Genomic DNA, 11378 nt, shown 5'->3' on the forward strand with positions numbered 1-11378 from the left:
CCTGGCTTCCGGGCCTCTGGGCAGCGGTTGTTTGGCTTCTTCTCCTCCACCGTCCGTGCTAAGGTTAGCCGCATTTACAGCAGCAGTTGACGCATTCATGAGCTACCAGGTACTTGCCCGAAAATGGCGCCCGAAAACCTTCGAGGATATGGTCGGTCAGGAGCATGTGCTTCAGGCATTGATTCACGCTCTCGAGCACCAGCGCCTGCACCATGCCTACCTTTTTACCGGCACCCGTGGCGTCGGCAAGACCACCATAGGGCGTCTGCTGGCCCGCTGCCTGAACTGTGAAACCGGTATTACCCCACGTCCCTGCGGCGAGTGCTCCAGTTGCCGTGAGCTCCAGGAAGGCCGGTTTGTCGACCTGATTGAAATTGACGCGGCTTCCCGTACCGGCGTTGACGACATGCGCGAACTGACCGACAACGTTCAGTACACGCCCAGCCGTGGCCGCTTCAAGGTGTACCTGATCGACGAGGTGCACATGCTGACCAACCAGTCCTTCAACGCCTTCCTTAAAACCCTGGAAGAGCCGCCGGAACACGTCAAGTTTCTGCTTGCCACCACAGACCCGCAGAAGCTGCCGGTCACTGTTCTGTCCCGCTGTCTTCAGTTCAATCTCAAACGGATGACGCCGGAGCATATCGCCGGCCATCTGCGCTTTGTTCTGGGCGAGGAACAGATCCCCTTTGAAGAGCCCGCCCTTTGGCAGCTGGCCCGGGCCGCCGACGGCAGCATGCGGGATGCGCTCAGTCTTACCGACCAGGCCATCGCCTTCGGCAACCAGCAGCTTGGCGCCCGGGATGTCAGCAGCATGCTGGGCACCATTGACCAGCGGGACATTGAACAACTGGTTAATGCGCTTGCCCGCAATGACGGGCCGGCGCTGTTAGCGGAAATCAGCCGGATCTCGGATTTTGCCCCGGACTACGGTGCCATTCTGTCTGACCTGCTGTCGCTTTTTCATCGGGTTACCATGGAACAGGTGGTTCCGGGCACTGCGGATAACGCCCTGGGTGATGCGGATCAGGTCCAGTCCCTGGCGCGGCAATTGAGCGCTGAAGATGCCCAGCTCTTCTACCAGGCCGCCCTGATGGGTCGTAAGGACCTGGCCATTACGCCGGACGCGCGCATGGGCTTTGAGATGGCCATGCTCCGGATGCTCGCCTTCCGTCCGGGCTCAGACCGGCGCGAACCACCGACAGCGCCTGCTCCCAAAGAATCGCAGACCAAGGACGAACCTGACCCTGGGCAGGCACCGGCCAGGATTACACCTGCGGCCCCGATAGCGGGCCCGGAGCTGGGGGCGGAGGTTCAGCCTCCGGTCCAGCAGTCGTCCAACGTTGGGCCAGGAGAACACTCAGGTGTGGCGGAACAGCCACAATCTGACCCCGAGCCTGAGATAACCGCAACCAGCCCGCTATCGGGTGAGCCCGGGCCAGAAGCCGAGTCTGAGCTGGCCGAGGCATCGCCTTTTAGCGACCAGGACGCCTACCTGGACAGCCTGACGGATTACGACGAAGCCGCACAGGCCATGTCAGTGCTCGATGAAGTGCCATCTGATACGGCGGTTTCCAATGCAAGCATTGCGCAAGAGGATGCCAGGCCAGCGACTGAGCCATCGCAACAGGAACACACGGCCACCGGTCCTGCCAGTGCGAACGCTGTCAAACCAGAGCCAGAACCAGAACCTGAAAGAGCACCAGAGCGAGAGAAACCCCCAGCCGCCAATCTGATGGGCGCTGAAGGCCATGGGCCCGAACCAGCGCAGGCTGCCAGTGCGCCTGAGGGAGAATTCAGCTGGGCCCGAGATTTTCGCAGTCTTGGCGTGGTGGGCATGCCCGGCAACCTGGCCAGTAATGCGGCGTTCCAGCGCCAGGGCGACCTGGTCACGCTTACTCTGGACCAGGGCCATGCCCGCCTGCTGACCGACCGCCATCGGGAAAAGATCCAGCAGGCCCTGGCCAGCTATTTTGCAACAGGCATTCGCCTGCAGGTTGAAGAGGGTGCGCCCGGTGACCAGACCCCGGCCATCTACGAAGAGAGTGCAAGGCGGGCGCGGCAGTTGGCGGCGGAAGCGTCAATTCGCACCGATCCGCTGGTACAATCCATAGTTGAACGATTTGAAGGGCGGGTAGTCGAAGACAGTATACGGCCGCTTGAGTAGCTGTAGCCTGTGGCAGCGCCAGTCAGGCGCGCCCGCAAGCGCAGGTGGTAACGCCGGTTTTTGCGCCACTTGTGACCCCATTGGTTTACGACATGAGAGGAAAGCCAGATGATGAACGGCATGGGCGACATGATGAAGAAAGCCCAGAAAATGCAGGAGGAGATGCAGAAAGCTCAGGAAGAGATCGCCAAGGCAGAGGTTGTGGGCGAGTCCGGCGCGGGCCTGATCAAGGTGACCATGACCGGTCGTCACGACGTTCGCAATGTAGAGATTGACCCCTCACTGCTGTCGGAAGAAAAGGACATCCTGGAAGACCTGCTGGCGGCAGCGGTGAATGATGCCGTGCGTCGGGTGGAAGAAAACCAGAAGGAAAAGATGTCCGGCATGGCTTCAAGCCTCGGGTTGCCCCCCGGGTTCAAGATGCCTTTCTGAGAGCGGGTCCGTTTACCATGTCTACCTTCAGCCTGACCTAGGAGTCTGAATGGCGTTTAGCCCATTGGTTGATGAACTCGTCGAGTCGTTGCGATGTCTGCCCGGGGTTGGCCAGAAAACCGCCCAGCGCATGGCGTTTCACCTGCTTGAGAAAGGAAGGGCCGGCGGTGAGCGCCTGGCCGGCGCCCTGGCTGATGCCATGGCAGGGGTGAGGCGATGCGATACCTGCCAGAATTTTTCCGACACACCGGTCTGTGGCTTGTGCCAGAATCCTGAGCGCAACACGGGAATGGTGTGCGTGGTTGAAAGCCCGTCTGATCTGCTGGCCATCGAGCAGGCCGGAGACTACCGCGGCAGCTACTTTGTGCTGATGGGGCATCTGTCCCCGATCGACGGCGTCGGGCCGGGGGATATCGGTATCGACCGGCTCCTGCGCCGGGTCCGCGACGAAGGCATCACTGAGCTGATCCTTGCCACCAACCCGACCGTGGAAGGCGAGGCCACCGCCCATTACATTGCCGACCGGCTGGACAGCCCCAATGCCAGTCACCGGGTGCTGATTACCCGGCTCGCCCATGGCATTCCCGTGGGCGGTGAGCTCGGCTACGTTGATGGCTTCACTCTCACCCATGCATTTCGCGGGCGCAAACCGCTGGCCGAATGACCACCTTGAGTACTGTTTATGGTCACCATACCCGAGCCAGCCCCGACTCGCTGGATCCACCAACCCGAAGAGCTTGATGCCTGGCTGAGCGAGGGCGCCGGAGAATTGCTCGCCCTTGATACCGAGTTTGAGCGGGTGTCGACATTTTATCCGATCCCGGGCCTTGTTCAGCTTGGCCTTGGGGAGTCCTTCTGCCTGGTTGATCCGTCGGTGGCAGAGCAGTCCCAGGGCTTCCGGCAACTACTGGCGGATCCGGAACGACCCAAGCTGCTTTACGCCATGAGTGAAGACCTGGAGCTTTTTCGCCACTGGCTTGGCATAGCCCCCGCCGGCGTGCTGGACCTTCAGATTGGCGCAGCCCTGGCGGGTGCCGGTTTTTCCGTGGGCTATGCCCGCCTGGTGGAAACCCTGTTTGACCACAGCCTCGATAAATCCGCCACCCGATCAGACTGGCTGGCCCGACCACTGACCACGGCCCAGGAGCGGTATGCCCTGGACGATGTGCGGTTCCTGAAGCCCCTGTACCATTGGGTCGTTGAGCGTCTGCAGGCTCGGGGCCTGGCGGAAGCCCTGGCGGAGGAATCCACCCGCTTTGCCGATGATTTAAGCCTGCAGGTGGAGCCAGAGCATTACTACCTGAAAATCCGCGGCGGCTGGCGTCTTAATCCGGCCAGGCAGCGGATACTCAGAGCGCTGGCGGTCTGGCGTGAGGAAGAATGTCGACGCCGGGACCGGCCCCGCAATCGGGTACTGTCTGACAACGCCTTGATCAATATTGCAGAACGCTGCCCGTCGTCGGCCGGCGCCCTGTCGGCGGTTGAAGATGTGCCTCCGGTGGTGGTCAGACGTTATGGTGACCTGTTGCTGAACATCGTTGCCCAGGCCCAGGCCCAGGCGTCAGCCCCGGAAGACATCGAATCCATAGCTGCGCCGCTGACCCGGGACGAGCAGGGGACCTATAAGCAGGTCAAGCGGCTGTTAACCAGGGCCGCTGAGAAAAATGATGTACCGGTGGAATTGCTGGCGCCCAGGCGTCGTCTGGAGGCCCTTGTGCACGCCAGAAGCGATGAGCAGGCTCTGGCCCGGAGTATATTGTTCATGGGCTGGCGGCAGGCCCTGACCGAGCCGGTTAAGGATCAGGTACGTGCCGTGCTCGACGGCGAAGCCCGGGATAAAAGCCAGGTATGACTACCGGCCGCAGAAACCCCGGGCCCGCCTGCCTCCGTGTAGAGGCCGTGAACCAGGAATCTGCCACCGCCACTTTATTACAGACTATTGTCCAGGAAACCGATTTTGACCATGACAGCCGAACGACAGTTCATCTCCGTATTCCGGAGTAGCAAGAACAGCGATACCTATGTGTACACCAAGCGGGGCCAGATATGGGGAGACCTGCCTGAGCCCCTGCGCAATGCCTTTGGCAAGCCGGTCCATACCATGGATCTGTTGCTTACCGGTGAGCGCAAGCTGGCGAAAGTCACCGGTTCCCAGGTTATCGAGGCGATTTCCGATCAAGGCTTCTTCCTGCAAATGCCTGACAAACTAGATAGTTACCTTGTAGAGTTCAATCAAAAACTGAGGAAGCGTGCCGAGTGATAGCCCAGATTCCCTTCTGGCAGCGTAAGCGGCTGGATGAGATGACCCCCTCGGAATGGGAGTCCCTGTGCGATGGCTGTGGCAAGTGCTGTCTGGCCAAGCTGGAAGACGAGGACACCGGAGATGTTTACTATACCGACCTTGTCTGTCGCTACATGGATACCGAAACCTGTGGCTGTACCGTCTATTCCACCAGGCTGGAAAAGGTTCCCGCCTGCACGGTACTGACACCCGGCACAGTTAGCGATTACCATTGGCTGCCCTTCACCTGCGCCTATCGCACCCTGGCCGAGGATCGGCCGCTGGCAGACTGGCACCCTTTACGCTCGGGGGACCCTGCTACGGTCCACCAGGCTGGGGTGTCGGTGCAGAACCGGGTTACTTCGGAGGCCGAGATTCCGGAGCAGGACTGGGAAGACCACATAATTCACTGGATACTCTAGTTAGGTACTTGGGCAATGGATTCAGATACACAGATGGCCTATGGCATTTTCTGGACGCTCTACGCGCTTGCGTTCGTGGTCTTTTTCTACACCTTTTCAAAGCTGTTCCGGATCATACCGGTCTACGGCGTCCGGACCTTGCTTCAGGCAGCGCTGGTGGTCATTTTCCTGACTCCGGTCCAGTCCTCTGAAGCCCTCAGCTGGTGGATCCCCGCCTGGCTGCACGGCGGCTACGAAGGCATTCTTGGTAATCCCGAAGAAGCCGGGCGCGCCTTTTTCAACCTGGGTCTTGCGGCCATGGCCATGCTGCTGGTGTGGATGCTCGACCTTGTCCGTTACCGGCTGACCAGGCGCTAGTGTCCCGTCGGGTTAATTCGTTGGCCTACTGCGAGCCGCTGGGGCCTTGGTAGCCGCGTTGCGCTGTCTCGATTTGGAGCCACCAAACCTTCGCCATCGCGCCTAGCTCTCAAGGCCCTTTGGGGCTCAGTAGGTCAGCGAATTAACCCGACGGGACACTAGGCAGACCAAAGAAGAACAATAAACCGGCCCAGGCAAGAGCCAGGCCCAGAGATACGGAGTTGCAATGAAAGGAATGGCCGCCGTATTGCTCGGCATTTCCCTGTTGTTATGTGTCCCGCTTGCCAGTCTGGCCCAATCAACCCCAACCGAGTCTGATGTTCCGACACTGCCCCCGGATGCCGATGTGCGGGTGATTGTCGATATTTCCGGCAGCATGAAGAAGAACGACCCCGAGAATCTTCGCCAGCCGGCGGTCAGGCTATTGGCGCGTATTCTGCCGGAGGGCAGCCGCGCAGGTATCTGGACTTTCGGGCAGTACGTCAACATGCTGGTGCCCCACGGCACCGTAGACGATGCATGGCGTGAGTTGGCCATTGAGCGGGCCGGCCGGATTAATTCTGTTGCCCTGCGTACCAATCTCGGGGCTGCCCTTGCCACTGCAAGTGACGACTACCTGAGCGCCGACTTGGCAAACACCCATTTCATACTGCTCACTGATGGCCAGGTAGACATTGCCGCCAATGATGGCTCTGCCAACGAGCGTGAGCGTCAGCGCATTCTCGATGACCTGCTGGGACTGTTGAAAAGCCAGGGCGCGACCATCCATACCGTTGCACTGTCCGATGAGGCTGATCTGGACCTCCTGGCCGAATTGGCAAGGCAGACGGATGGTAGTGGATCGGTTGCTGAAAGTGCCGATGAGCTGAATCGGGTCTTCCTGCGGGCGCTGAATACAGCGGTGCCCCAGGAGCAGGTGCCGATCGAGAACAATGGTTTTGTGGTGGATGCCGGTGTGGAAGAGTTCACGGCGCTGATTTTCAGAGGCGAGGCTCCGGGCTCAGGTGATGCCTTTGAGCCCCTTGCTCTGGTAGATCCTGAGGGCAAGCCGGCTTCGGTTGATGATAAGCCCGGCAATGTCCGCTGGGTCAGCGAACCTGGTTACGACCTGATCACTGTCGATCGCCCGCCTGCCGGGCAATGGCAGCTAGAGGGAGCCCTGGGCGAGGGCAGCCGGGTAACGGTAGTCAGTGATCTGAAGATGGTTGTGGATGATCTGCCGTCAGGGTTCTACCGGGGCGAATCGGTCAGCGTTAACGCAGCCTTCTATGAAGACCGGGAACTGGTCCGCGATCCGGCTTTTCTAGAGGTGATTGATGTGAGCCTGACCCTGACCACCTCCGATGGCCGTTCCGGAACCAAAGTGTTATCGGAAGACTCACCGCCGGAAGATGGCGTCTATCGGGATCTCATACAACGGTTGCAGGAGCCCGGCGAATACCAGCTCAGTCTGGTCGCCGATGGCAAAACCTTCATGAGAAAATTCACCCGCACCATAACCCTCAGGCCACCGGTATCGGTGGTGGTCAAAGCGTCGGGCTCGGGTGACGGTTCGCGGTATCTTGTTACAGTGACACCTGAGCAGCCGGGGCTGGATCTGAAAGATGCGACGGCCACAATGGCCGTGAGCCAAGCGGGTGAGGCACACGAGGTTGGTAGCCTGGATTACGATGCTGAGCGTGGCCAGTGGCAGGGCGTCATTTCTGCCGAAGCCGGAGATGGCCAGTACGAGGTCAGGCTTGAGTTCCAGGGCAAGCTGGCGGATGGCGAGCCTGTCAACTATGCTCCGGAAGTGTTCACCGCTGTCTTCCCTCGCAAGGAAGGGGAGCAGAACGTCCGCATTCCACTTACCCCGGGCTCTCGGCCGACAGCGGAACAAACGGCGCAAGCCGCCCCAAAAGCCGGAGCGGAACAGGAACCGGAGCCGAAACAGAAGCCCGAAGCCAGGCAGGAGCCGGAGCAGGGACAACAGCCACCCGAGCAGTCCGGGCCTGCGCCTGTCGAAGAGGAAAGTGCCGGTCCCATTGATCTGGCCCAGCTGGAAGAGAGTGATTCAGCGCCGGCGCCACTAAACGATGAATCCAAGCCCAGGAATTCAACTGTGATGCTGGCAGGCGCTGCCGGCCTGGCGGCCGTGCTGATTGGAGGGTTCGCCTTCTGGTTTGTCCGCCGTAAGAAGAAGTCTGCCGTACCCTCGGAGGAGCAGGGTGGTGAAGAGGCGGCTTCAGAATCTGACGACGAAGGCGAAGACGTGCCGGTGGTTGAGACACCCGTAGTGGATCCCGAACCCGAGGCGGAACCAGAGCCCGAGGCTGAGACCGAAGTCGACGACGAAATTCCGGAACTGCAGCCCGAATATGCCGAACCGATAGATCCAGCGCCGGCGCCTGAGCCGGAGGAAGATCCGGAAGTCCCCATGGTCACTCCTGAGCCCGGGCCACTGGAAGCGGAGCCTGCGCCTGTCGAGGACGCCGAGCCTGAACCGGAAGCGCAGGAAGACGACGACATTTTTGGTATGGAAGAATTCGACCTGTCGGATATTGATGAGCTGCCGGATATGGAAACCGATCTGGATGCCGACGACCTGTCCGGCGAATCAGAGGATGACGCCGACCCAAAGCCCCCGAAAGGCTGACTAGACCCGCCTGACGCCGTCGGTACCCGCATGGGTGTTACCCCGGCGGCGAAGTCACTATAATCCCAGTCCTTTATTCTTCATTCTATTCACAGGAAGGGTTGCTATGAGATTTACCGGTACCGAGAACTACGTTGCCACAGACGATCTCCAGATGGCCGTTAACGCCGCGATCACGTTGCAGCGTCCGCTGCTGATCAAGGGGGAGCCGGGTACCGGCAAGACGCTGCTGGCCGAAGAGATGGCTTCAGCGCTTGGTATGCGACTGATTCCCTGGCACATCAAGTCCACCACCAAGGCCCAGCAGGGTTTGTACGAGTACGATGCTGTCTCCCGGTTGCGGGATTCCCAGTTGGGGGATGAGAAGGTCAAGGATATCGGCAACTATATCGTCAAGGGCAAGCTCTGGGAGGCCTTCGACTCCGATGATCAGGTGGTGCTGCTGATCGACGAAATAGACAAGGCGGACATCGAGTTTCCCAACGATCTGCTGCTTGAACTGGATCGCATGGAGTTCTACGTATACGAGACCAAACAGCTGGTAAAGGCCAACAAGCGTCCGATCGTGGTCATCACCAGTAATAACGAGAAAGAACTGCCGGACGCCTTTCTGCGTCGCTGCTTCTTCCACTACATCAGCTTTCCAGACAATGACACCATGCAAAGCATTGTCGACGTCCATTTCCCTGGTCTGCAGCAGGACCTGGTCCGGGACGCCCTGGAAATCTTTTTCGACGTACGCAAGGTACCTGGTTTGAAGAAGAAGCCATCCACATCCGAGCTTATCGACTGGCTCAAGCTGTTAATGGCCGACGAGCTTTCTGCCAAGCTGCTCCAGGACAGGGACCCAAGCTCTGCACTGCCGCCTCTATATGGCGCTCTGGTCAAGAACGAGCAGGACGTCCACCTGCTTCAGAAGCTGGCCTTCATGGCACGTCGCCGCAGCTAATATAATTGAGGGTAGAGGCCTGATCGTCTTCGCATTTCACCAGCCGGAGGCCTCTCCCTTTCATTCTTGCCACGGCAGGAGACAGCTATGCTGATCGATTTTTTTATGGAAGTCCGCCGGGCGCGGGTTCCGGCCAGCCTGAGGGAGTTCCTTGACCTTCTGGAAGCCCTGAAGTACCGGCTCGCCTATGCCGACATGGAAGAGTTCTATTACCTGGCGCGTCTGTGTCTGGTGAAGGACGAGCGCCACTACGACAAGTTCGACCGGGCCTTTGATGCCTATTTCAAGGGCATCGAGAACCTTGATGAGTTAATGAAAGACCTGATTCCTGATGATTGGCTCCGTGCCCAGTTCGAGAAACAGCTCACTGACGAGGAAAAGGCCAAGATCGAGTCCCTGGGTGGCCTTGAGGAGCTTATCGAAACCTTCAAAAAGCGCATGGAGGAGCAGAAGGAGCGTCACGAAGGCGGTAATAAATGGATAGGGACCGGGGGCACCTCGCCTTTCGGCGCCAATGGCTATAACCCGGAGGGCTTCCGCATTGGCCAGAAAAAGGGCCGCCACGGACGTGCGGTGAAAGTCTGGGAGAAGCGGGATTTTCGCGATCTGGACGACAGCATCACCCTGGGTATCCGTAACATCAAGGTGGCACTGCGTCGCCTGCGTAAGTTCGCGCGACAGGGCGCCCCTGACCAGCTCGACATGGACGATACCATTCGCTCTACCGCCAGAAATGCCGGCTATCTCGACCTCAAGATGGTGCCCGAGCGCCACAATGCGGTTAAAGTTCTCATTTTCTTCGACGTTGGCGGTTCCATGGACCCCCACGTTCGGGTTTGTGAGGAGCTCTTTTCTGCCGCCCGGGTCGAGTTCAAGCATATGGAATACTTTTATTTCCATAATTTCATTTACGAGAGCGTCTGGACCGACAATATCCGGCGGATGAATGAGACCACCAATACCTGGGATATTCTTCACAAATATACCCCGGACTATAAGGTAATCTTCGTTGGCGATGCGACCATGGCGCCCTATGAGATTGCCCAGCCAGGTGGCTCCATAGAACACTGGAATGAAGAGGCCGGGGCTACCTGGTTCCAGCGCATACAGGAGCATTTTCAGAAGGTGATATGGCTGAACCCCCTGCCGGAAACCTACTGGGGCAATGGAGGCTCTCTTGCCATGACCCGGCAACTGGTCAACAACCAGATGTATCCGTTGACCATCGAGGGCCTTGAGTCGGCCATGCGCCAGCTCAGCAAGTAGGGGGTTTCAGGTTAATTCAGGCCAAAAAAAAGCCGATGCAGTTGAGGTGCATCGGCAAAGCTCGGCATATCAAGCGGTAGTTGCTCATTGCTTTCCCGCTACTGTTTTTCAAGCAGGTAGCGGGCCAACATTTTCAACTGACTGAAATAAATAGCATATGTTATCAATATTCTCACTTGCCCGGGGGTTTGTCAGCGATATTGACACCCGTGTGTAAAAGTTTTCGACAATCCCCTTTTCGAATTGCTGATCTGTTAACGTTCTGGGCTGGAACCCGGTGTTACTCTTTGTGTACATTAGTTGCAGTAGTTTTCGGAACGGAAGCCAGTCATGTCAGATGCCTATATCCTTGAAGCCCGGATTGCAGTTAGGTCAGCCTTCCTGGCAGTGCTTGTAAGTTTTGTTGCGCCAGCAAACGCAGATGCTCTGGATCAGGAGATCGATCAGCTCAAGGCCGATGTGGCCACTATGAACCGGTCACTTTTCGAGCTGGAGGAAAAGATACTCCACCCGGCAGATACCCAGTTTTCGGTGTACCTCTCCCTCGCAGGCAGCGGTGACTTCATCCTCGATTCCATCGAGCTGTCCCTCAACGACCAGCCAGCGGTTTCCTACCTGTATACCGACCAGGAGCGGCAGGCACTGGAGCAGGGCGGTGTCCAGAGACTCTATCTGGGCAACCTCCCTGCCGGTGAACACCAGGTCAGCGCCACCTTCAATGGCCAGGGTTCCAATGCCCGTTACATCCGGAACCAGGCCGATTTCACCATTCGCAAAGATCAGGGCGAAACCCAGGTCCAGTTGGTACTCGAGGCCAATCCCCAGGCCGACCGTCCGGAACTGACCCTAAAGGAATGGCAGTAATCCCG

Annotated in this window: 11 protein-coding genes; all 11 read left to right on the forward strand. The window is 58.7% G+C overall.

Features of this window, described 5'->3' with window-relative positions; genetic code table 11:
- Nucleotides 1-97 precede the first annotated feature (97 nt).
- The 11 genes from dnaX to G7W63_RS14765 all read left to right on the forward strand — a co-directional run bounded on the left by dnaX (nucleotide 98) and on the right by G7W63_RS14765 (nucleotide 11373).
- On the forward strand, nucleotides 98-2167 hold the full coding sequence (gene dnaX, locus G7W63_RS14715) for a DNA polymerase III subunit gamma/tau (RefSeq protein WP_166259710.1): 2070 nt from the start codon (nucleotides 98-100) through the stop codon (nucleotides 2165-2167).
- A 108-nt stretch (nucleotides 2168-2275) separates the two neighbouring features.
- Nucleotides 2276-2599, forward strand: a complete 324-nt coding sequence (locus G7W63_RS14720) for a YbaB/EbfC family nucleoid-associated protein (protein ID WP_166259712.1) — start codon at nucleotides 2276-2278, stop codon at nucleotides 2597-2599.
- Between the two features lie 49 nt (nucleotides 2600-2648).
- A complete protein-coding gene (recR, locus tag G7W63_RS14725; protein WP_166259715.1) occupies nucleotides 2649-3263 on the forward strand; it encodes a recombination mediator RecR in 615 nt (204 codons plus the stop codon).
- Between the two features lie 18 nt (nucleotides 3264-3281).
- Nucleotides 3282-4451, forward strand: coding sequence for a ribonuclease D (gene rnd, locus G7W63_RS14730; protein WP_166259718.1), 1170 nt, complete (start codon nucleotides 3282-3284; stop codon nucleotides 4449-4451).
- A gap of 111 nt (nucleotides 4452-4562) precedes the next feature.
- A complete protein-coding gene (locus G7W63_RS14735; protein ID WP_166259721.1) occupies nucleotides 4563-4859 on the forward strand; it encodes a YcgL domain-containing protein in 297 nt (98 codons plus the stop codon).
- Nucleotides 4856-5302 (forward strand): YcgN family cysteine cluster protein, encoded by a 447-nt coding sequence (locus G7W63_RS14740; RefSeq protein ID WP_166259724.1) that lies wholly within the window; start codon nucleotides 4856-4858, stop codon nucleotides 5300-5302. Before G7W63_RS14735 ends, G7W63_RS14740 begins: the two co-directional genes overlap by 4 nt.
- A 15-nt stretch (nucleotides 5303-5317) precedes the next feature.
- Nucleotides 5318-5659: a hypothetical protein gene (locus G7W63_RS14745; RefSeq protein WP_166259727.1), complete on the forward strand. Its 342-nt coding sequence runs from the start codon at nucleotides 5318-5320 to the stop codon at nucleotides 5657-5659.
- Between the two features lie 226 nt (nucleotides 5660-5885).
- The gene (locus tag G7W63_RS14750) at nucleotides 5886-8294 is read left to right on the forward strand and encodes a VWA domain-containing protein (protein WP_166259730.1); all 2409 of its coding nucleotides are present in this window, start codon (nucleotides 5886-5888) and stop codon (nucleotides 8292-8294) included.
- A 106-nt stretch (nucleotides 8295-8400) separates the two neighbouring features.
- The gene (locus G7W63_RS14755; protein ID WP_166259733.1) at nucleotides 8401-9243 is read left to right on the forward strand and encodes an AAA family ATPase; all 843 of its coding nucleotides are present in this window, start codon (nucleotides 8401-8403) and stop codon (nucleotides 9241-9243) included.
- 87 nt (nucleotides 9244-9330) lie between these two features.
- Complete coding sequence (locus G7W63_RS14760) at nucleotides 9331-10509, forward strand: vWA domain-containing protein (RefSeq protein WP_166259736.1); 1179 nt, start codon at nucleotides 9331-9333, stop codon at nucleotides 10507-10509.
- 330 nt (nucleotides 10510-10839) lie between these two features.
- On the forward strand, nucleotides 10840-11373 hold the full coding sequence (locus G7W63_RS14765; protein ID WP_166259739.1) for an AraC family transcriptional regulator: 534 nt from the start codon (nucleotides 10840-10842) through the stop codon (nucleotides 11371-11373).
- Nucleotides 11374-11378: the final 5 nt, after the last annotated feature.

The sequence above is a fragment of the Marinobacter salicampi genome (assembly GCF_011074795.1).
GTDB lineage: Bacteria > Pseudomonadota > Gammaproteobacteria > Pseudomonadales > Oleiphilaceae > Marinobacter > Marinobacter salicampi.

What these genes read in the sequence shown, in the direction of transcription:
- dnaX (WP_166259710.1), top strand. Translation starts at nt 98, where the DNA reads ATGAGCTACCAGGTACTTGCCCGAAAATGGCGCCCGAAAACCTTCGAG.
- G7W63_RS14765 (WP_166259739.1), top strand. Translation starts at nt 10,840, where the DNA reads ATGTCAGATGCCTATATCCTTGAAGCCCGGATTGCAGTTAGGTCAGCC.
- G7W63_RS14755 (WP_166259733.1), top strand. Translation starts at nt 8,401, where the DNA reads ATGAGATTTACCGGTACCGAGAACTACGTTGCCACAGACGATCTCCAG.
- G7W63_RS14760 (WP_166259736.1), top strand. Translation starts at nt 9,331, where the DNA reads ATGCTGATCGATTTTTTTATGGAAGTCCGCCGGGCGCGGGTTCCGGCC.
- rnd (WP_166259718.1), top strand. Translation starts at nt 3,282, where the DNA reads ATGGTCACCATACCCGAGCCAGCCCCGACTCGCTGGATCCACCAACCC.
- G7W63_RS14750 (WP_166259730.1), top strand. Translation starts at nt 5,886, where the DNA reads ATGAAAGGAATGGCCGCCGTATTGCTCGGCATTTCCCTGTTGTTATGT.
- G7W63_RS14735 (WP_166259721.1), top strand. Translation starts at nt 4,563, where the DNA reads ATGACAGCCGAACGACAGTTCATCTCCGTATTCCGGAGTAGCAAGAAC.
- G7W63_RS14720 (WP_166259712.1), top strand. Translation starts at nt 2,276, where the DNA reads ATGATGAACGGCATGGGCGACATGATGAAGAAAGCCCAGAAAATGCAG.
- recR (WP_166259715.1), top strand. Translation starts at nt 2,649, where the DNA reads ATGGCGTTTAGCCCATTGGTTGATGAACTCGTCGAGTCGTTGCGATGT.
- G7W63_RS14745 (WP_166259727.1), top strand. Translation starts at nt 5,318, where the DNA reads ATGGATTCAGATACACAGATGGCCTATGGCATTTTCTGGACGCTCTAC.